19 protein-coding genes are annotated in these 20,918 nt (G+C 63.8%); 8 read left to right on the top strand and 11 right to left on the bottom strand.

What is annotated here, in order from left to right; all coding sequences use genetic code 11:
• Positions 1–5: 5 nt before the first annotated feature.
• Complete coding sequence (locus AC0ZJQ_RS01810; protein WP_003286151.1) at positions 6–485, bottom strand: RNA pyrophosphohydrolase; 480 nt, start codon at positions 483–485, stop codon at positions 6–8.
• A 178-nt stretch (positions 486–663) separates the two neighbouring features.
• On the opposite strand from AC0ZJQ_RS01810, the gene AC0ZJQ_RS01805 reads away from it, so the two are divergent.
• Entirely contained in the window at positions 664–1,317 is a 654-nt protein-coding gene (locus AC0ZJQ_RS01805) for a histidinol-phosphatase (protein WP_008568430.1), read from the top strand.
• 10 nt (positions 1,318–1,327) lie between these two features.
• Here AC0ZJQ_RS01805 and AC0ZJQ_RS01800 read toward each other — a convergent pair whose 3' ends face one another.
• Together AC0ZJQ_RS01800 and ilvA are read right to left on the bottom strand one after the other, a co-directional pair.
• On the bottom strand, positions 1,328–1,768 hold the full coding sequence (locus tag AC0ZJQ_RS01800) for a DUF2269 family protein (RefSeq protein ID WP_102829053.1): 441 nt from the start codon (positions 1,766–1,768) through the stop codon (positions 1,328–1,330).
• A gap of 21 nt (positions 1,769–1,789) precedes the next feature.
• Positions 1,790–3,304, bottom strand: coding sequence for a threonine ammonia-lyase, biosynthetic (ilvA, locus tag AC0ZJQ_RS01795; RefSeq protein ID WP_237263847.1), 1,515 nt, complete (start codon positions 3,302–3,304; stop codon positions 1,790–1,792).
• A 166-nt stretch (positions 3,305–3,470) separates the two neighbouring features.
• Between ilvA and rpiA the strand changes: the two genes are divergently transcribed.
• A complete protein-coding gene (gene rpiA, locus AC0ZJQ_RS01790; protein ID WP_008568433.1) occupies positions 3,471–4,142 on the top strand; it encodes a ribose-5-phosphate isomerase RpiA in 672 nt (223 codons plus the stop codon).
• 85 nt (positions 4,143–4,227) lie between these two features.
• Positions 4,228–4,575: a YegP family protein gene (locus AC0ZJQ_RS01785; protein WP_008568435.1), complete on the top strand. Its 348-nt coding sequence runs from the start codon at positions 4,228–4,230 to the stop codon at positions 4,573–4,575.
• Positions 4,576–4,585: 10 nt separating this feature from the next.
• Here AC0ZJQ_RS01785 and AC0ZJQ_RS01780 read toward each other — a convergent pair whose 3' ends face one another.
• The 4 genes from AC0ZJQ_RS01780 to AC0ZJQ_RS01765 all read right to left on the bottom strand — a co-directional run bounded on the left by AC0ZJQ_RS01780 (position 4,586) and on the right by AC0ZJQ_RS01765 (position 8,733).
• Positions 4,586–5,494 (bottom strand): SdiA-regulated domain-containing protein, encoded by a 909-nt coding sequence (locus tag AC0ZJQ_RS01780; RefSeq protein ID WP_167136759.1) that lies wholly within the window; start codon positions 5,492–5,494, stop codon positions 4,586–4,588.
• A gap of 71 nt (positions 5,495–5,565) precedes the next feature.
• Positions 5,566–6,480 carry an SdiA-regulated domain-containing protein gene (locus AC0ZJQ_RS01775; RefSeq protein WP_314020039.1) on the bottom strand — a complete coding sequence of 305 codons (915 nt, stop codon included), beginning with the start codon at positions 6,478–6,480 and terminating at the stop codon, positions 5,566–5,568.
• Between the two features lie 94 nt (positions 6,481–6,574).
• Positions 6,575–7,240: a fumarylacetoacetate hydrolase family protein gene (locus AC0ZJQ_RS01770; protein ID WP_102829057.1), complete on the bottom strand. Its 666-nt coding sequence runs from the start codon at positions 7,238–7,240 to the stop codon at positions 6,575–6,577.
• 98 nt (positions 7,241–7,338) lie between these two features.
• Positions 7,339–8,733 carry an FAD-binding oxidoreductase gene (locus AC0ZJQ_RS01765; protein WP_314020037.1) on the bottom strand — a complete coding sequence of 465 codons (1,395 nt, stop codon included), beginning with the start codon at positions 8,731–8,733 and terminating at the stop codon, positions 7,339–7,341.
• Positions 8,734–8,929: 196 nt separating this feature from the next.
• On the opposite strand from AC0ZJQ_RS01765, the gene serA reads away from it, so the two are divergent.
• The 3 genes from serA to AC0ZJQ_RS01750 all read left to right on the top strand — a co-directional run bounded on the left by serA (position 8,930) and on the right by AC0ZJQ_RS01750 (position 13,038).
• Entirely contained in the window at positions 8,930–10,159 is a 1,230-nt protein-coding gene (gene serA, locus AC0ZJQ_RS01760) for a phosphoglycerate dehydrogenase (protein ID WP_008568441.1), read from the top strand.
• 229 nt (positions 10,160–10,388) lie between these two features.
• Positions 10,389–12,323: a putative nucleotidyltransferase substrate binding domain-containing protein gene (locus tag AC0ZJQ_RS01755; protein WP_008568442.1), complete on the top strand. Its 1,935-nt coding sequence runs from the start codon at positions 10,389–10,391 to the stop codon at positions 12,321–12,323.
• A gap of 7 nt (positions 12,324–12,330) precedes the next feature.
• Positions 12,331–13,038 (top strand): 3'-5' exonuclease, encoded by a 708-nt coding sequence (locus tag AC0ZJQ_RS01750; protein WP_301619646.1) that lies wholly within the window; start codon positions 12,331–12,333, stop codon positions 13,036–13,038.
• A 114-nt stretch (positions 13,039–13,152) separates the two neighbouring features.
• On the opposite strand, the gene AC0ZJQ_RS01745 is transcribed toward AC0ZJQ_RS01750, so the two are convergent.
• From AC0ZJQ_RS01745 to rloA2, 4 genes are all read right to left on the bottom strand, one after another.
• On the bottom strand, positions 13,153–13,668 hold the full coding sequence (locus AC0ZJQ_RS01745) for a hypothetical protein (protein WP_301619645.1): 516 nt from the start codon (positions 13,666–13,668) through the stop codon (positions 13,153–13,155).
• A 95-nt stretch (positions 13,669–13,763) separates the two neighbouring features.
• Entirely contained in the window at positions 13,764–15,533 is a 1,770-nt protein-coding gene (locus tag AC0ZJQ_RS01740) for a sodium:solute symporter family protein (RefSeq protein WP_476477257.1), read from the bottom strand.
• 3 nt (positions 15,534–15,536) lie between these two features.
• Positions 15,537–15,800, bottom strand: a complete 264-nt coding sequence (locus AC0ZJQ_RS01735; RefSeq protein ID WP_054094398.1) for a DUF4212 domain-containing protein — start codon at positions 15,798–15,800, stop codon at positions 15,537–15,539.
• Positions 15,801–16,443: 643 nt separating this feature from the next.
• The gene (gene rloA2 / locus AC0ZJQ_RS01730) at positions 16,444–16,953 is read right to left on the bottom strand and encodes a retropepsin-like aspartic peptidase RloA2 (protein ID WP_476477256.1); all 510 of its coding nucleotides are present in this window, start codon (positions 16,951–16,953) and stop codon (positions 16,444–16,446) included.
• 177 nt (positions 16,954–17,130) lie between these two features.
• Between rloA2 and dbpA the strand changes: the two genes are divergently transcribed.
• Positions 17,131–18,510, top strand: a complete 1,380-nt coding sequence (gene dbpA, locus AC0ZJQ_RS01725) for an ATP-dependent RNA helicase DbpA (protein WP_476477255.1) — start codon at positions 17,131–17,133, stop codon at positions 18,508–18,510.
• A gap of 165 nt (positions 18,511–18,675) precedes the next feature.
• Complete coding sequence (gene yccS / locus AC0ZJQ_RS01720) at positions 18,676–20,871, top strand: YccS family putative transporter (protein WP_476477254.1); 2,196 nt, start codon at positions 18,676–18,678, stop codon at positions 20,869–20,871.
• Positions 20,872–20,918 lie beyond the last annotated feature (47 nt).

Below are 20,918 nucleotides of genomic sequence, written 5' to 3'. Positions count from 1 at the left end.
ATTTTTCAGTCCCGCACGGGTAGGCGCGGTGCGAGTTCTTTGAGTGCGCGACGGTAGACCTCGCGCTTGAAGGTGACGACCTGGCCCAGCGGATACCAGTAACTGACCCAGCGCCAACCATCGAATTCGGGTTTGCCGGTCAGATCCATACGCACCCGTTCTTCGGCGCCGGTCAGGCGCAGCAGAAACCACTTCTGCTTCTGGCCAATGCACAGCGGCTGGCTGTGCGTACGCACCAGACGCTGCGGCAGACGATAGCGCAACCAGCCACGGGTGCAGGCGAGGATGTTCACATCCCGCTCTTCCAGCCCGACTTCCTCGTTCAGTTCGCGGTACAGCGCTTCTTCGGGCGTCTCGCGCGGGTTGATGCCACCCTGCGGAAACTGCCAGGCGTCCTGGTTGATCCGCCGCGCCCACAGCACCTGTCCGACATCATTGGTGAGGATGATGCCGACATTCGGGCGAAAACCATCGGAATCGATCACGGCTAGCAACCTCGCAAACGCATGTCGCCGCATTGTTCCACAAAACGGCGATCAGCCGAAAGCGCGGCACGCCGCCAGTTTCCGCATCATCGGGCGCCGCCAAGCGCGAGCAGGTCTGGCGCCGCCGCCACATTTGGTTATGCTGGCGCCGCCATTCATCTTGCGAAGGAATCCATCCGTGCGCCTGGCTCTATTCGATCTCGACAATACCCTGCTGGCCGGTGACAGCGATCATGCCTGGGGGGAGTTTCTCTGCCAGCGCGGCCTGGTAGACGTCGACACCTATCGTGCGCGCAATGACGCCTTCTATCAGGACTACCTCGACGGCAAGCTCGACGTGCACGCCTATCAGAATTTCTGCCAGGAAATTCTCGGCCGCACCGACATGCCGCAGCTGGCGCAATGGCACGCGGACTTCATGCGCGAGCATATCGAGCCGATCGTGCTGGCCAAGGGCGAGGCGCTGGTGCGTCAACATCTGGAAGCCGGCGACCGCGTCGCCATCATCACCGCCACCAACCGTTTCATCACCGGCCCGATCGCCGCACGGCTGGGTGTGCAGACCCTCCTGGCCACCGAGTGCGAAATGCAGGACGGCCGCTACACGGGGCGTCTGATCGACATCCCCTGCTTCCAGGAAGGCAAGGTCGAGCGCATCGAGCGCTGGCTCGACGAAAGCGGGCAATCGCTCGAGGGCAGCTACTTCTACAGCGATTCGCGCAACGATCTGCCACTGCTGGAGCGCGTCAGCCATCCGGTCGCGGTCGACCCGGACCCGACCCTGCGCAGCATCGCCGAACAGCGTGGCTGGCAGATCATCTCGCTGCGCTGATGCCGCCGGTTCAGGCCGGCTTAGCGCCCATCAGCGCGCTGATCGCCAGCAGCACCAGCAGGATCAGGCCCGCATAGGACAGGCTGAATCCCAGCAGCCGCGCGGGTGCCGGCGCCTCGCCGAGCGCGACCCAGGCCCGTAGGCGCCCAGCCAGCAGCAGCCCGAGCGGCAGCAGCAGCACGAACAGCAGCGAGCTGACCAGCAGCCACAGCTGGCCCAGCGGCCAGCCGGCCAGATGCACCAGCCACCAGCCGCTCACCGGCAGTGATAGACCGAGCAACGCCAGCAACGGCAGCGACAACCGGCGCGTGCGCCGCAGCTTGCCTTGCAGCACAGCCGCATCGCCGCGACGCCAGCTACGCCAGAGCAACACCAAGTGCGCGGCGATCCCGAGAATCAGCAATACCGCCGAGGCACCGTGGACGATTCGCAGCAGCAGATAGTGGTCCATGCGCTCTCCTTAGACGCCCGCTCAGCCGAGGAATAGCCGATAGGCCGGGTTGTCGCTTTCATCCCAGTAGCGGTAGCCGATCTTTTCCAGCGCCGCCGGCACCAGATGGCGCTCCTCGGCCGGCACCTGCAGGCCGGCGACGACACGGCCATCGGCGGCGCCGTGGTTGCGGTAATGGAACATCGAGATGTTCCAGCGCCCGCCCAGCTTGTTGAGGAAGTTGAACAGCGCGCCGGGGCGCTCGGGGAACTCGAAACGCAGCACCATCTCGTCGCTCACCCCCGCCGCATGGCCGCCGACCATATGGCGGATATGCAGCTTGGCCAGCTCGTTATCGGTCAGATCGAGCACCGGAAAGCCCTTGTCACGCAGCCCTTCGACCAGCGCCGCGCGCGGGTCGTTCTCCGGGTGGGTCTGCACACCGACGAAAATGTGCGCCTCGCCATTGGTGTGATAGCGATAGTTGAATTCGGTGATCTGCCGCTTGCCGATCGCCTCGCAGAAGGCCTTGAAACTGCCCGGCTGCTCGGGAATGGTCACAGCGATGATCGCCTCGCGCTTCTCGCCCAGCTCGGCGCGCTCGGCGACGTGGCGCAGGCGGTCGAAGTTGACGTTGGCGCCCGAATCGATGCCTACCAACACCTGACCGCTGACGCCGTCGCGCTCGACGTACTTCTTGATCCCGGCCACGGCCAGAGCACCGGCCGGCTCGGTGATCGAGCGGGTATCGTCGTAGATATCCTTGATCGCCGCACAGATCTCGTCGGTGCTGACGGTGATCACCTCGTCGACGTAATGCCTGCAGACATCGAAGGTGTGCTGGCCGATCTGCGCTACCGCCACGCCATCGGCAAACAGCCCGACCTGCTCCAGCGTGACGCGCTCCCCGGCCGCCAGCGCCGCCTGCAGGCAGTTGGAGTCGTCCGGCTCGACGCCAATCACCTTGGTCTGCGGATACAGGTATTTCACGTACGCCGCGATGCCTGCCACCAGCCCGCCGCCGCCCACCGGCACGAAGATCGCGTCGATCGGCCCCTGGTGCTGACGCAGAATTTCCATCGCCACGGTGCCCTGGCCGGCGATCACGTCGGGATCGTCGTAGGGGTGGATGTAGACCAGCCCTTTCTCCTCGACCAGCTTCAGCGAATAGGCCAACGCCTCGGGGAACGCATCGCCATGCAGCACCACCTTGCCGCCGCGGGCGCGCACGCCCTGCACTTTCAGCTCCGGCGTGGTCCGCGGCATGACGATGGTGGCCTTGATCCCCAGCTGCTTGGCCGCCAGCGCAACGCCCTGGGCGTGGTTGCCAGCCGATGCAGTGACCACGCCGCGCGCCAGCTCCTCCGGCGACAGCTGCGCCAGTTTGTTATAGGCGCCGCGCACCTTGAAGGAGAACACCGGCTGCAGGTCCTCGCGCTTGAGCAGAATCTGGTTGCCGATACGCTCGGATAGCTGACGGGCGGGTTGCAGCGGAGTTTCGACGGCAACGTCGTAGACGCGCGAGGTGAGGATCTTCTTGACGTAGTGTTCGAGCATTCTGGCTATCTTGGCGGGCATTACGGAGGGATCGGGCGAGTCTACTCCGCGACACCCGCGGCGACCACCGGCAATCGGCCATCCCGGCGCCGGCGCATCCGCTGGGCCAGCCGCCGCCGACTACGGGCTATAATCGACGCCTCGTCAATCCAGCCCCGGACCCTCCATGACCCAGGATCAGCTCAAGCAGGCCGTCGCCCAGGCCGCTGTCGACTACATCGTGCCCAAGCTCAACGACCGCAGCATCGTCGGCGTCGGCACCGGCTCGACCGCCAACTTCTTCATCGACCTGCTGGCCAAGCACAAGGGCTTCTTCGATGGCGCGGTGGCCAGCTCCGAGGCCACCGCCGAGCGCCTGAAGCAGCACGGCATTCCGGTCTACGACCTAAACTCAGTCAGCGAACTGGAGTTCTACGTCGACGGCGCCGACGAGGCCAACAAGCACCTCGAGCTGATCAAGGGCGGCGGCGCCGCGCTGACCCGCGAGAAGATCGTCGCGGCCGTGGCCAAGACCTTCATCTGCATCGCCGATGGCAGCAAGCTGGTCGAACAGCTCGGCACCTTCCCGCTACCGGTAGAGGTCATTCCGATGGCACGCAGTCATGTCGCCCGCGAGCTGGTGAAGCTTGGCGGCGACCCGGTCTATCGCGACGGCGTGGTGACCGATAACGGCAACGTGATCCTCGACGTGCACAACCTGATGATCGGCTTTGCGCCGGAGCTCGAAGGCAAGATCAACGACATCGTCGGCGTGGTCTGCAACGGACTGTTTGCGATGCGCCCGGCCGATCTGCTGCTGCTCGGCACCGCCGGCGGCGTACAGACGCTGACGCGCTGAAGCGAAGCGGCAGTTTCGCTCGACTGCGGCTACGCTTGTGGATACTGCGCCGGCACCGGCGCAGCTCGCCACAGGAGGTGTCGCCATGCCCGGCAAGTTCCAGCTGAAGAAAACCGCCAACGGTCAGTTCCATTTCAACCTGCTGGCCAGCAACGGCCAGGTCATTCTCACCAGCGAGCAATACAAAGCTCACGCTTCGGCCGTCAACGGCATCGATTCGGTACGCAAGAACGCCACACGCGAAGGCGCGTTCGAGATCAAGGAGTCGAGCAGCGGCAAACATTACTTCGTGCTCAAGGCCACCAACGGGCAGATCATCGGCCAGAGCCAGATGTATGCCAGCCTGAGCAGCGCCGAACACGGCTGCGAATCGGTGCGCAATCACGCGCCGGACGCGGCGCTGCAAGATGAAAGTGCCGCACCGGTCGCGTGATCCGCAAAGGCTACTTGCGAAACACGTAGAACAGGTTCGGTTCGCTGACCAAGTACAACGTGCCGTCGGCCGACATGGCGATGCCTTCGGCCTGCGGCACGTCTGCTTCGAGCCCATGCTGACCCGCCGTCAGCCGCAGACTGCTGAGCGGCCGCCCAACCAAATCCAGCTCGACCACCAGCCGCGACTCGTCCGACAGGGCCAGCAGATGACCGCTCGCCTCGTCGTACTGCAGGCTGGAAAGGTCACGCACGAACAGGCCGGCATCGCGCCGGGGATCATCCTGCACGTGCACGGCATAGGGCTCGTTCGGGTCCGAATGCGGGAACCCCTGAATCTCATAGATCCGCAGCGGGTCACGTTCCTTGGCCACAAAAAGTCGTCGACCAAGCGCATCGTAAGCCAACCCTTCGAAACCCTTGTTGCCGTTGCGACCGATCCCAAGCGACAGCTGCCGGGCACCGCGCGAATCAATCACCGACGTTTGCTCGTCGACTTCCACCTGCAGCAGGCGCTGCTCGCGCTCGTCACTTATCACGTAGACGCCACGACTCACATACTCGATGGCCTCGGGATCACCAAATCCCTCCAGGCGGACCGAGCGCAGCAGCCGCCCATCCAGACTCAACTCCAGCAACCGCGGATCGCCATTGGTCACCGCAATCAGACTGTTGCGATCCGGATCGTAGGTGAGCGCGGAAAGGTCATCCTCGACCCCCTCTATCACCTGCGCCTGCACGACCGCTCGGTAATCCGGCAGCCATAACGAACGCTCCCGACGCTGATCTGCATAGTGCCATTGCTGAAATTCGAACCAGGCGCGCTCGGGAAGCTGAAAATGCCAGGCCGTGAGGGCCGAGATGGAGACCAGCAGAGCGGCCAGGATAGAAAACGCAAGAGATCGCGAGGCTACGTGCATAAGCGGCTTGCTTCCAGACTGAAGTCGTCCAGCGTGCCACGCTCAGGCTTACGCCAAGCTGAACGGCATGCTCAGCGAGGGCGCCGGCTGAAGACGTAGAAGCGATTTGGCTCGCCGACCACATAGATATTGCCTTCACCGTCCATCGCCACCCCCTCGGCCTGCTCGATGCCGTGCACCAGCCCGTTGAGCCCGCCGAACAGGCTGATGAAGCTGCGCGGCCGCCCTCGCAGGTCCAGCTCCACCAGCAACCGCGATTCGTCCGAGAGCAGCAGCGTATGGCCGCTGCGCGGATCGATGGTCACCGAGGAAATATCGCGCACCAGCAGCGGTTGACGCGGCAGCGCCTCGAGCACTCCGACACCGCCGTCTTCCCCGGGGAACGGCAGCTCGAACAGGCCCTGCGGGTCGCGCTCCTTGGCCAGCAGCAGGCGTTGCGTACGCGGGTTCCAGGCCAGCCCCTCGAAGCCCTTGTTGCCGGCTTCGGCAAAGCCGAGGTCATGCACCGCCAGATCGTCCAGGTCGACGCTTTCGATACCCGGCTCCGGGCGAACCACCGCCACCAGCCGGCGGCGCTCGTCAACGATCGCCAGCCGCCCGTCGCCCAGCGCTTCGACAGCCTCCGGATCGGAGAAGCCGATCAGGCGTATACGGCGTAGCACCACGCCGCCAGGGGTGAATTCGACCAGCTGAGGATTCTGCCCGGTCACGGTCCACAACGTGCCCGACAGCGGATTCCAGGTCAGACCGGAGATCTCATCCTCTTCCAGTCCTGGCAGGGTCGTTTCCAATGCCAGCTCGTAGTCAGGCAACCATATACTGGCAGCGCGCTGCTCGACGCCGACCGACTGTTCGCGCCAGTAGAGTCGTAACTGGTCATCCCAGTGCAACAGGTGGCCGACAGCCAGCACGGCGATCAACACCAGCAACAGGACGACCTTAATGGTCAGACGCCAGCCAGATGAGCGAGAGGAAGCGGCGGGCATGGAGAGGACTCCAGCGAAAGGGCCCGCATTACAACATGGCGGACATTCGCTGGAAAACGTGGATTACGTTGCAATTGCTCACGGATATGGTCGGTCAGAGCACGCGACTCTCGAAGCGTGACAGCCCAACCAGCTCCAGTACCAGCTGATCACCGGATCGCAGCGGGCCGACGCCGGCGGGCGTGCCGGTCAGCACCACGTCTCCGGGCTGCAGGCTGAAGTGCCCGGCAATGTGCTGCAGCAAAGGCAGGATGGCGTTGAGCATCTGACTGCTGTTGCCGTCCTGCCGTACTTCACCGTTGATGCTCAGGCGGATGCCGATGTCACCTAGATCGCCGACCGCACTGGCGGGGACGAAGGGCGCGAGCACGCAGGCGCCATCGAAGCTCTTGGCGATCTCCCACGGGTGGCCCTTTTCCTTGAGCTTCGCCTGCACGTCACGCAGAGTCAGGTCCAGCGCCGGGGCGAAGCCGGAAATCGCATCGCGTAGCTCCTCCTCACCCGGCTTGCGCGACAGCGGCTTGCCGATCAGTACGGCAATCTCCGCTTCGTAATGCACCGCGCCGCGATCGACCGGGATGCTGAAGCCACCCGCAAGCGGCACCGCGCAGCTGCCCGGCTTGATGAACAGCAGCGGCTCGCTGGGCACCGGGTTGTTCAGCTCCTTGGCATGCTCGGCGTAGTTGCGGCCGATGCAGACAACCTTGCCCAGGGGATAGTGAATCGGCGTACCGTCGGTGTACTGGTGCTGGTAATTCATGGCTGTCCTCGGACTCGGGGTGGAAACCGCGCAACGCTTCCACCAGGGGTGGCGGTCGAGGGTGGGCAAGGACCGATAGTCACTCGCCACCCGGCGGGTCAGAGCGGGAAGATCTTCCCGGGGTTCATGATTCCGTTCGGATCGAACACCGCCTTGACCGCCTTCATGTATTCGATTTCCGCCGGCGAGCGGCTGTATTGCAGGTAGTCGCGCTTGGTCATGCCGACACCGTGCTCGGCGGAAATCGAGCCGTTGTATTTCTCGACGGTCTCGAACACCCACTTGTTCACCGCTGCGCACTTGGCGAAGAACTCCTCCTTCGTCAGCGCCTCGGGCTTGAGAATGTTCAGGTGCAGGTTGCCGTCGCCGATGTGACCGTACCAGAGCACCTCGAAATCCGGGTAGTTCTGGCTGACGATGGCGTCGATGTCAGCCAGGAAGGCCGGCACCTTGCTGACGGTTACCGAAATGTCGTTCTTGTACGGCGTCCAGTGGGAGATGGTTTCGGAGATGTACTCGCGCAACTTCCACAGATTCTGCAACTGTTGCTCGCTCTGGCTCATCACCCCATCGATCACCCAGCCTTCGCTGACGCAGCGCTCGAAGGTCGCCAGCGCCTGCTCGGCGCGCTCCTCGGTGGTGGCCTCGAATTCCAGCAGCGCGTAGAACGGCGCGCGGGTCTCGAACGGCGCCGGCACGTCGCCGCGGGCGAGGATCTTGTCCAGGCACTTGTCGGAGAAGAACTCGAAGGCGGTCAGGTCGAGCTTGTCCTGAAAGGCATGTAGCACCGGCATGATCGAGTCGAAGTCCGGGGTGCCCAGTACCAGCGCGGTGAGGTTGGTCGGCTGGCGCTCCAGGCGCATGGTCGCCTCGACCACGAAACCCAGCGTGCCCTCGGCGCCGATGAACAGTTGGCGCAGGTCGTAGCCGGTGGCGTTCTTGACCAGGTCCTTGTTCAGCTCCAGCAGATCGCCCTTGCCGGTCACGACCTTGAGCCCGGCGACCCAGTTGCGCGTCATGCCATAGCGAATCACCTTGATTCCGCCGGCATTGGTGCCGATGTTGCCGCCGATCTGGCTGGAACCGGCCGACGCGAAGTCCACCGGGTAGTACAGGCCCTTGTCCTCGGCGAATTGCTGCAACTGGGCGGTGATCACGCCAGGCTGGCAGACGACCGTGCGGTCCATCTCGTTGAACGCGACGATCTGGTTCATGTAGTCGAACGCCACCACCACCTCGCCGTGGGCGGCTACCGCCGCGGCCGAAAGCCCGGTACGCCCGCCAGAAGGCACCAGCGCCACCTTGCGCGCATTGGCCCAGCGCACGACTGCCTGCACCTGTTCGACGCTTCTGGGGAACACGATGGCCGACGGCGCCGGCGCGAAATGCTTGGTCCAGTCCTTGCCATAGGCACTCAGCGAGTCAGCATCGGTCAGCACCTTGCCGGGCTCGACCAGGGTTTGCAGTTCAGCAATCAGGGCGGAGTCGGTCATCGCGGGAACACTCATATGATTCATGGTCACCCTGAGTACGCTTCAGCTCGGAAATGGGTGATTCAGAGGGTGCGTATGCTAGCATAAGCACCCCTTCGAAACGTGCCTCGGCAGACTTCCCACACCGCGTGCGCCGGTGCGGCCAGCCTTCGCTGGACACTTGTCTTCACCTCCGGCCTTAAAGGTTTTAATGCAGATGAGCCAGACTTCACTCGACAAGAGCAAGATCAAGTTCCTTCTTCTCGAAGGCGTCCATCAGAACGCCCTCGATACCTTGAAGGCCGCCGGTTACTCGAACATCGAATACCTCAAGACCGCGCTGACCGGCGAGGAGCTGAAGGCAAAGATCGCCGACGCACACTTCATCGGCATTCGCTCGCGCACCCAGCTGACCGAGGAAATCTTCGAGGCCGCCAAGAAGCTGATCGCCGTCGGCTGCTTCTGCATCGGCACCAACCAGGTCGACCTCAATGCCGCCCGCGAGCGTGGCATCGCGGTCTTCAATGCGCCCTACTCCAACACCCGCTCGGTAGCCGAGCTGGTGCTCGCCGAAGCCATCCTGCTACTGCGCGGCATCCCGGAGAAGAACGCCGCGTGCCAGCGTGGGGGCTGGATCAAGTCCGCCGCCAACTCCTTCGAGATCCGCGGCAAGAAGCTCGGCATCATCGGCTACGGTTCCATCGGGACCCAGCTGTCGGTCCTGGCCGAAGCGCTGGGCATGCAGGTGTTCTTCTATGACGTGGTCGCCAAGCTGCCGCTGGGCAATGCCACGCAGATCGGTTCGCTGTACGACCTGCTGGGCATGTGCGACATCGTCTCGCTGCACGTGCCGGAGCTGCCGTCCACTCAGTGGATGATCGGCGAGAAAGAAATCCGCGCCATGAAGAAGGGCAGCATCCTGATCAACGCCGCCCGTGGCACCGTGGTCGAGCTGGATCACCTGGCCGCCGCGATCAAGGACGAACACCTGATCGGCGCCGCCATCGATGTATTCCCGGTCGAGCCCAAGTCCAACGATGAAGAGTTCGTCAGCCCGCTGCGCGGCCTGGATCGCGTGATCCTCACCCCGCACATCGGCGGCTCCACCGCCGAGGCGCAGGCCAATATCGGCCTGGAAGTTGCCGAGAAGCTGGTGCGCTACAGCGACAACGGCACCTCCGTCTCCTCGGTCAACTTCCCCGAAGTGGCGCTGCCGTCGCATCCGGGCAAGCACCGCCTGCTGCACATCCACCAGAACATCCCGGGCGTGATGAGCGAGATCAACAAGGTCTTCGCCGACAACGGCATCAACATCGCCGGCCAGTTCCTGCAGACCAACGAGAAGGTCGGCTACGTGGTGATCGACGTCGACAAGGAATACTCCGACCTCGCGCTGGAGAAACTGCAACAGGTCAACGGCACCATCCGCAGCCGCGTGCTGTTCTGATCCACCGCGGCGGAGAATAAGCTCGCCGCCGACCGATCCAATGCCAGTCAGCCCCGCTGACTGGCATTTTTTTTGCGCCAGCGGACGCGATGCACCGCTGCAGCCGAGGCGGAGTCCCCGCCCCTACGCTGATCCCGATCAGTCCGCCCACACCGTCGGCTGACTAGACTTACGTCCAATGTGCCCGAGTCCGGCCGCAGCCGAACATGAACAAAAACGGAATCCCGCCATGAGCACAGCTGACGCCCTCGCCGCCGCCGGCAAGACCGCCGTCTTGCAGAACATCCACGGCACCATGGAGTTCCTGCGCAAGTTCCCACCGTTCAACCTGATGGAAAAGGCCCACCTCGCCTACTTGGTGGAGAACTGCGAGCTGCGCTTCTACGCCGCCGGCGAGCACATCATCTCGCCCGACGACGGCGTGGTGCAGCACTTCTACATCGTCAAGCAGGGCCGCGTGCACGGACAGCGCCCGCACGGCGCCAAGCGTGGCAGCGAAACCACCTTCGAAGTGATCGTCGGCGAGTGCTTCCCGATGGCCGCCTTGATGGGCGAGCGCGCCACGCGCACCGCGCACCTGGCCGCCGAGGACACCTTCTGTCTTCTGCTGAACAAGCCGGCCTTCGTGCAGCTGATCTCGATCTCCAGTCCCTTCCGCGATTTCGCTATCCGCGGCGTCAGTAGCCTGCTCGACCTGGTCAACCAGCAGGCGCAGATGCGCGCCGTCGAGACCCTGGGCGAGAACTACTCGCTGGAAACCAGCATCGGCGAGCTTGCCGTGCACCATCCGGTCGCCTGCCTGCCGGACCTGCCACTGCGCGAGGCCGTGGCACTGATGCAGCAGAACAACGTCGGCAGCATCGTCATCGTCGACGAACAGCAACGTCCGCTGGGCATCTTCACGCTGCGCGACCTGCGTCGCGTGATCGGCGCCGAGGCCGGCGAGCTGAGCGCGGCGATCTCCTGCTACATGACCCACGAACCGTTCCACCTGCCACCGGAAGCGACCGCTTTCGACGCCGCCATCGCCATGACCGAGCGCCACATCGCCCATGTCTGCGTGGTTGACAACGGCCAGCTAGTGGGCGTGATTTCCGAACGCGACCTGTTCTCCCTGCAGCGCGTCGATCTGGTGCACCTGGCGCAGACCATCGGTCACGCCGACCGGGTCGAAGCGCTGGTGGCGATCCGCGGCCGCATCAAGCAGCTGGTCGACAACATGCTCGCGCATGGCGCTTCCTCGACGCAGATCACCCACATCATCACGCTGCTCAACGACCACACCGTGCGCCGGGTGATCGAGCTGGCCATCCGCGATATGGGCGACCCGGGCGTGCCATTCACCTGGCTGTGCTTCGGCAGCGAAGGTCGCCGCGAGCAGACCCTGCACACTGACCAGGACAACGGCATCCTCTTCGAAGCGACCGACGCCGCCGAGGCCGCTCTTCGGCGCGGACGGCTGCTGCCGCTGGCCGAACGCATCAACCGTGACCTGGACACCTGCGGTTTCACCCTGTGCCGCGGCAACATCATGGCCGGCAACCCTGAGCTGTGCCTGTCACGCCAGGAGTGGGGGCGGCGCTTCAGCGCATTCGTGCGCGAAGCGACGCCGGAAAATCTGCTCAGCAGCACCATCTTCTTCGACCTGCGTGCGGTCTGGGGTCCGCAGGAAGGCTGCGAACAACTGCGTCAGGATCTGCTTGCCGAAGTGGCGGACAATCGCATCTTCCAGCGCATGATGGCCGACAACGCCCTGCGTCACCGCCCGCCGGTGGGCCGCTTCCGCGATTTCGTGCTGGCGCGCAAAGGCGATGGCAAAGACACACTCGACCTCAAGGTCCAGGGATTGACTCCCTTCGTCGACGGCGCCCGGCTTCTGGCGCTGGCCAACGGAATCGGCGAGTGCAACACGCTCGAGCGCCTGCGCCGCCTGGTCGAGAAAGGCATCATCGACGCCAAGGATGGCGCCGCCTACGAAGAGGCCTACCACTTCATCCAGCAGACCCGCATGCAGCATCACCAGCAACAGGCGCGCGACGAGGCGCCCTATTCCAACCGGCTCGACCCGGATACGCTCAACGCACTCGACCGCCGTATCCTGCGCGAATCGTTCCGCCAGGCCCAGCGTCTGCAGACGAGCCTGGCCGTGCGCTATCAGTTGTAGATCCGAGATGAAAATGACCTGGTTCCACCCGCGCGGGCCGAAGCTCACGCTCGATCAGCAGCAACGCCTGGCCAAACTGAAGCGCCCCGCCGCGCCGGACGGAACCCCGCTGCGCGAACAGCGCATGGTGGTGCTCGACCTCGAAACCACCGGTCTGCACCTCAAGCGCGATCTGGTCATTTCCATCGGCGCCGTGACCATCGAAAACGCGGCGATCGATTTCTCCCAGCAGTTCGAGTGCACACTCAACCGGCAGATCAAGTTCAGCGAAAGCGTGCTGATTCACGGCATCGCGCCCAGCGAGCTGGCCAGTGGTCTGCCGCCAGCCGATGCGCTGCTCAGTTTCATGGAGTTCGCCGGTGACAGCGTGATCCTTGCATTTCACGCGCCCTTCGATGAGCGCATGCTGGGTCGTGCGCTAAAAAAAGATCTGGGCTACACCCTGCAAAATACCTTTCTCGACGTGGCCGACCTGGCGCCGATGCTGTTCCCGCACGCGATGATTCACCGTGGCGGACTCGATCACTGGCTGCAGTATTTCCATATCGATATTCCGCAGCGCCACCATGCCTCCGCCGATGCACTGGCCACGGCGCAGATCGCCTTGATCCTGATGAGCCGCGCCCGTCGCCTGGGTATCGAACGCATCGATGAGCTGGCTCGGCGCGTCCGCTGCTGGAAGCGCTCGCAGCAGGTCGCGCGGCACTCTCTCTGATCTCACCTGCGTCCGGGCGACCACGCCGGCTCGCTCGCCAGCCCCCTGCGCCACGCCGATGTACGCACCTCGCCGCAAGCGGCACGGCTGCCGCTCGTGCGAGGACAGGGAAATCTATGGCCGGGTGCAGATGGCCTGGTAAAGCGGGGCGTCCGTTTCCAGTTCGGTCAGGGTTTCCATCTTGGCCTCGCCGGCATCGTTGAGCCGGAACATCGCCTTCTCGTTGCAGAGTAATTGGTATTTGCCGCTTTTCACCGTGGAGATCAGGTGCTGCTTCTCGAAGCGATACAGAACGAACCGGGCCAGGCGTCCCTGCGCGACGTCCTGGATCTGCACGTTGGTACTGTCGAGCACTGTGTAGGCCAGCGGCATAGGGAACAGCAGCGTCCAGGGGCGCCACAGCATGTGGCCCTCCTCGCTGGATATCACCACAGAACCCTGCGGCAGGCGGGCCTGCGACGTCTCGAACCAGGTGTACTCGTAGTAGATCGTGTAGCCGAACATGCCCAGCCCGGCGAACACCGGGATGATCCACATAGGCAACCGCTTGCCGGACAGGGAGCGCAGTACTAACGCAATCCCTGCACCCGCCAGGGCGGCAGCCGCTGCTGCGATGAGATGCCAGAACATAGATCACTTCCTCAAAAAAATCGGGCTTCCAGATGGAAGCCCGATTCTTACTTCAACCTCGCGTCAGCCGCGCTGACGTCCGGCCGCATTATCGTTTAGTGGCCAATCGCTGCGCCAGCACCCTTCGGTGTGCGAACGCTTTCGACCAGATCCTGGATCTCCCGCGGCGGAGCCTCGGTAGCCATCGATACGGCGTAGGCAACGGCGAAGTTCAGGATCGCACCGACGGCACCGAAGGCCTGCGGGGAAATACCGAACATCCACTCAGCCGGCACGTTGGCGAAGGTGTTGGTGCCTGGGATAAAGAACCAGCCCAGATACAGGAAGATGTACACGGCGGTGCTCACCACACCGACCAGCATCCCCGCAACCGCACCTTTGCTGTTCACGCGCTTGGAGAAGATCCCCATCATCAGCGCCGGGAACAGGCTGGATGCCGCTAGACCGAACGCCAGCGCCACCACCTGTGCCGCGAAGCCCGGCGGGTTCAGACCCAGCCAAGTAGCCAGGATGATCGCACCGGTCATCGAGAGGCGAGCGGCAATCATCTCGTTCTTCTCGCTGATTTTCGGATTGATCAACGTCTTGATCAGGTCATGACTGAACGCCGAGGAGATCGCCAGCAGCAGCCCCGCCGCTGTGGACAGCGCAGCAGCGATAGCACCCGCAGCGATCAGACCGACGACCCAGCCCGGCAGGTTGGCGATTTCCGGGTTGGCCAGCACGATGATGTCGTTGTTGACGGTCAGCTCGTTGCCGTTCCAGCCGCGCTCCTGCGCAGTCGGAGCGAAGGCAGCGTTGGCGTCGTTGTACATCTGGATCCGACCATCGCTGTTCTTGTCTTCCCACTTGATCAGACCGGTATCTTCCCAGGTGTTGATCCAGTTCGGGCGCTCTTCATAGAGGATCGCCTGTCCTTTCGGACCATCCGGATAAACGGTATCTACCAGGTTCAGACGAGCCATCGAGGCCACCGCCGGAGCCGTGAGGTACAGCAGGGCGATGAAGATCAGCGTCCAGCCAGCCGACCAGCGCGCATCAGCCACCTTCGGTACGGTGAAGAAGCGGATGATCACGTGCGGCAGACCTGCAGTACCGATCATCAGCGACAGGGTGAACAGGATCATGTTCAGCCGGTTGTCGGTGTCGGCGGTGTAGGCCGCAAAGCCCAGGTCCGTTACCACGGCATCCAGTTTCTGCAGCAGCGGCAGGCCGGTCTCGACGTCATTGCCGATCATGCCCAGCGACGGAATCGGGTTGCCGGTCAGCTGGAAGGCGATGAACACCGCCGGGATGGTATAGGCAATGATCAGCACGACGTACTGCGCCACCTGGGTGTAGGTGATGCCCTTCATGCCGCCGAATACCGCGTAGACGAACACGACCGCTGCAGCGATCCAGATACCGGCTTCGTTGCTCAACTCCAGGAAGCGCGAGAAGGCAATACCAGCACCAGCCATCTGGCCGATTACGTAGGTCAGAGAGATCAGCAGCAGGCAGAGTACCGCTACCAGGCGCGCACCACGGCTGTAGAACCGGTCACCGATGAAATCCGGTACCGTGAACTTGCCGAACTTGCGCAGGTAGGGCGCCAGCAGCATCGCCAGCAGCACATAACCACCGGTCCAGCCCATCAGGTAGACGGAGGTGTTGTAGCCACCGAAGGCGATGATACCCGCCATGGAAATGAAGGATGCCGCGGACATCCAGTCCGCCGCGGTCGCCATACCGTTGGTTACGGGATGGACGCCACCACCGGCGACATAGAACTCCTTGGCGGAACCGGCACGGGCCCAAGCCGCGATACCGAAATAGAGGGCGAATGACGCGCCCACGAACAGCATGTTTATCCAGTACTGGCTCATGGGTTACTCCTCAACGCCGAATTCTTTGTCCAGTTTGTTCATCCGCCACGCGTAGTGAAAGATGATCAAAAGGAACGTGATAATCGAGCCTTGTTGAGCAAACCAGAAGCCTATATCCGCACCCCCGATGTGAATGCCCATTAACATCGGACGCAGGACGATGCCCAGCCCATAGGCCGCGAAAGCCCATGCCACCAAGCTCCATACTATAAGGCGAACATTCGCCTTCCAGTACGCAGCAGCGTTTTCGTTATTGTTGTCAGCCATTGACGCGTTCTCCATCTTATTATTATTGCAAGGGAATGGAATCCACATTGCTGAATCTAACAAAGGAGGCTTCGCCAATGAAAGCCCCGACTTTAGTAGGACGAGCGAAACAGCGCAGACGTAGCGAAGCTCCTTCGCACAGGCAAAAGCAGCAGCCAGGCACACCTGACGTCGCACCTCCCCCCGGAGCCTGACCCCCGGGTTAAAGCCGATGCACACCCCACCGAAACATCTTGAAACATGAACCCACCAGTCACGAAACTGACTCGCCAGTCGCGAAAATCAGGCGTCCAGAGCGTGCAAATTTCAACTCAATAATTTGAAGCTAATAATGGCAAAATACTTTGCCTAATAATCAACGGTTTAACTTGACACCCAGCCATAGATTAATAAAGCCGACATATACTTTTCACAAAACGCAAGCATTCTTCCCTTTTGCTTAAACTCTTTGCAGATAATAAATAGACACCTGTGATTGGCAGCACACGTCGCGCGGGAAAAGAACTTTGCTTGGGCGGGCCATGCCCAACACCGCCCACTGCCGAAAAAAGCAGCGTGAAGCGGTACGTGCACCAGCCAGAGTCGCGCGGACCCGTCCAGCTCCGGCGCGGCGTCCAGCGGTGCGCAAGCTCCGCGTGCCGGATCAGCAGGTTGGGCGACCTGCCGTGTACCGGTCTGCCGGATTGATCGCGGCGCGCAGGTCGCGAATGAGGTCGGTACCGATCAGCAAGGGATAGCTGAAGTGGGTGCGGTCCGTCAGGTTCACCTCGGCCTCGCGCAGCTGATCGCCGATACACAGCTGCATGCCAATGATCGGCCGCTCGGCACGGGGCGGTTCGCGCTCGGGATCGACCGCACTCCCCTCCTCCGCGCGCGTCTTGATCCGGCTGATACCCAACATGCGCTGCTCGTAAAGGGTGTCATCGGCACCATCGACCGCCAGGCGGAAACGTACCCAGTCCTCGCCATCACGCTGAAACTGCTCGATGTCGCGGGCCGACAGGGACGCCGTCATGGCGCCCGTATCCATCTTGGCCGGCAGGGTCTTGCCGAGTTCTTCGATCCTGATGTGCTCATAGCGGCCATACAGGGCTGGCTCGTCTGCCAGGGCTGGCAGTGCAAACAATCCGAGAAAGAACAAAGCGCGGGACAAAACGACCTCCTCAATGTGGAAATGAGCAATTTTCGATCAACAGCACCCTGTGGGGTTCCGCTCGTATAGCTTTCAGAACGTTTCGCCAGCCATATGCGTAACCCGGCCGGCGCGGTGCGGCGCCCGTACCGGCTGCCTGATAGACTGGCGTCCGCCTCCCTTGCGAAGACTCCCGCCGTGCCCAGTACCGACTTTTCCTCACTGCCCCTTTCCGCCGCCACTCTGGCCAACCTCGCCGCGCTCGGCTACACCGAGATGACGCCGATTCAGGCGCAGAGTCTGCCGGACATGCTCAAGGGCCGCGACCTGATCGCCCAGGCCAAGACCGGCAGCGGCAAGACCGCTGCCTTCGGCATCGCCCTGCTGGAGCCGCTCAACCCGCGCTACTTCGGCTGTCAGGCGCTGGTGCTGTGCCCGACCCGCGAGCTGGCCGACCAGGTCGCCAAGGAACTGCGCCGGCTCGCCCGGGCCGCGGACAACATCAAGATCCTCACGCTCTGCGGCGGCGTATCCATCGGCCCGCAGATCGCTTCGCTGGAGCATGGCGCGCACGTCATCGTCGGCACCCCTGGGCGGGTGCAGGAGCATCTGAAGAAGGGCACGCTGAGCCTCGACGGACTCAACACGCTGGTACTCGACGAAGCCGACCGCATGCTCGACATGGGCTTCTACGACGCCATCGCCGAGGTCATCGCGCAGACGCCCGCGCGACGGCAGACCCTGCTGTTCTCGGCCACCTACCCGGCCGGCATCCAGCAGCTGGCGACAACCTTCATGCGCGATCCGCAGTCGGTGAAGGTCGCCGCGCTGCATGACGATGTGCAGATCGAGCAGCGCTTCTACGAGATCGACGCCGAGCAGCGCCTGGAGGCCGTGCTGCGCGTGCTCGCCAGTTTCCGCCCGCAGAGCTGCGTGGCGTTCTGCTTCACCAAGCAGCAGTGCCAGGACGTGGTGGACTACCTCGGCGCGCGCGGCATCTCGGCGATGGCACTGCACGGCGATCTGGAGCAGCGCGACCGCGATCAGGTCCTGGCCATGTTCGCCAACCGCAGCCTGTCGGTGCTGGTCGCCACCGACGTGGCGGCACGCGGGCTGGACATCGACGCGCTGGACATGGTGATCAACGTCGAACTGGCGCGCGATGCGGAGATTCACGTGCATCGCATCGGCCGTACCGGGCGTGCCGGCAATCGCGGCCTGGCGGTCAGTCTGGTGGCGCCGGCCGAAGCGCATCGCGCCCAGGCCATCGAGAAGCTGCAGCAGGCGCCGTTGAACTGGCAGCCGTTCGATAGCCTGAAGGCCAAGGCCGGCGAGCCGCTGCAGCCACCGATGGTGACGCTGTGCATCGCCGCCGGCCGCAAGGACAAGCTGCGCCCAGGTGACATCCTCGGCGCGCTGACCGGCGAAGCGGGCATCGCCGGCAGCCAGGTCGGCAAGATCGCGCTGTTCGACTTCCAGGCCTTCGTCGCGGTCGAGCGCGGGGTGGCCAGGCAGGCACTCAAGCGTCTGAACGAAGGACGCATCAAGGGACGTTCGCTGAAGGTCAGGCTGCTCTAGAACCGGTTACCGATCCCGGCGGTAGATCGCTCGGTGCGACGGTAAACAGAAAGATGCCTGCGCGGTGGTACGTGACCGGCGCGGCGGTATAACTTTGCGTTGCGAACGGCCGCCCGCACCGGGCGGCGATTCGATGCCCAATCTTCCATCAAGGCCGACCTTTACATGCCGACCGCCTCGCTCCGTCATTCGCTGCGTCGCCTCTGGGCGCTGGAGAAGTTCGGCTACAGCCTGCGGGTGCTGATCGCGCTGGCCGGGAGCATGGGCCTGAGCAGCTGGCTCGGGCAGCCGGCGCTGGTGATCCCGCTGTTCCTCGGCATCATCGCCAGCGCCTTGGCGGAAACCGACGACAGCTGGCGCGGACGCCTGGGCGCGCTGCTGGCCACCCTGTTGTGCTTCAGCGTGGCATCGGTCTCGGTGGAACTGCTGTTTCCCTACCCCTGGCTGTTCGCGCTCGGGCTGGCGGTCTCGACGTTCGTGCTGGTGATGCTCGGCGCGCTCGGCGAACGCTACGCAACCATCGCCCAGGCCACGCTGATCCTGTCGATCTACAGCATGATCGCCGCCGACCAGCGTGACGGTGCCAGCCTCAACTTCTGGCGCGATCCGCTGCTGCTGCTCGCCGGCGCCGCCTGGTACGGTCTGCTCTCGGTGCTCTGGGATGCGCTGTTCACCCACCAGCCGGTACAGCAGAGCCTGGCGCGGCTGTATCGCGAGCTGGGACAGTACTTCAAGCTCAAGGCCGCGCTGTTCGAGCCAATTCGCTCGCTCGACGTGGAAGAGCGGCGGCTGCAGCTGGCACAGCAGAACGGCCGGGTGGTCAGCGCGCTCAACGCCGCCAAGGAAACCCTGCTGCACCGCCTGGGCGGCGGCCGCCCGGGCACGCGGATCAGCCACTACCTGAAGCTGTATTTCCTCGCCCAGGACCTGCACGAGCGCGTCAGCTCCTCGCACTATCCCTATCAGGCGCTCGCCGAGGCGTTCTTCCACAGTGACGTGCTGTTCCGCTGCCAGCGCCTGCTGCGCCTGCAGGCCAGCGCCTGCGCCGAACTCGGCACCGCTATCCAGCTGCGTCAGGCGTTCCACTACAGTGAAGCCAACGCCCAGGCGCTCGACGACCTGCAGGCGTCGCTGGATCATCTGCGCGCGCAGCAGAACCCAGCCTGGCGCGGGCTGCTGCGCTCGCTGCGCGCGCTGTCCGGCAACCTCTCGACCATGCAGCGCCAGCTCGCCAGCGCCAGCAATCCCGACTCCCTGGCCGGCGAGCAGGACAGCAGCCTGCTCGACCGCCAGCCGCAGACACTGGGCGAAGCACTCAGCCGCGTGCGCCTGCAGCTGACGCCCACCTCGCTGCTGTTCCGCCATGCGCTGCGCATGAGCATCGCGCTGGTCTGCGGCTATGCGGTACTGCACGCGATTCACCCCGAGCAGGGCTACTGGGTGTTGCTGACCACCGTGTTCGTCTGCCAGCCCAACTACGGCGCGACGCGCATCAAGCTAGTACAGCGGGTCAGCGGCACGGTGCTCGGCCTGCTGGCGGGCTGGGCGCTGTTCGATCTGTTTCCCGGCACCCAGATGCAGGCACTGTTTGCGGTCATCGCCGGCGTGGTGTTCTTCGCCACCCGTAGCACGCGCTACACCCTGGCGACCGCGGCGATCACCCTCCTGGTGCTGTTCTGCTTCAACCAGATCGGCGACGGCTACGGCCTGATCTGGCCGCGGCTGTTCGACACCCTGCTGGGCAGCGCCATCGCGGCGGCGGCGGTGTTCCTGATCCTGCCGGACTGGCAGGGCCGTCGGCTGAACCAGATGGTGGCCAACACGCTGAGCTGCAACGCCGACTACCTACGGCAGATCATGCGCCAGTACGAAAGCGGCAAGCGCGACGACCTGGCCTACCGGCTGGCGCGGCGTAACGCGCACAACGCCGACGCGGCGCTATCCACCACCCTGTCGAACATGCTGCTGGAGCCGGGGCACTTTCGCCGCGACGCCGAGAGCGGCTTCCGCTTCCTGGTGCTCTCGCACACCCTGCTCAGCTACCTGTCCGGCCTCGGCGCGCATCGCGAAACGCTGCCGGACGACGCCAGCGACGCGCTGCTCGAAGACGCCGCCGAGCGTCTGGCACAGAGCCTCGACGAGCTGGCCGCGGCGCTGCGCGACGGCCGCGCACCGACCATCCACAGCGACGCGGAAGAAGCGCTGGCGCAGCAACTCGAACAGCTACCGGAAGATATCGACGACGGCCATCGTCTGGTGCAGACCCAGCTCGGCCTGATCAGCCGGCAGCTGGCGCCGCTGCGCAGCATGGCGGTGCACCTGCTCAAGCTGGGCAGCGCCCCGCCCGCCGGGCAGCCGTAACGCCGCCGGCACGGTAAGATGCGCGCCTTTTCGCGAACGAGGGCAAG

This window comes from Stutzerimonas sp. 21-1 (assembly GCF_056336065.1).
This window is presented reverse-complemented; position numbering and strand designations above follow the sequence as displayed.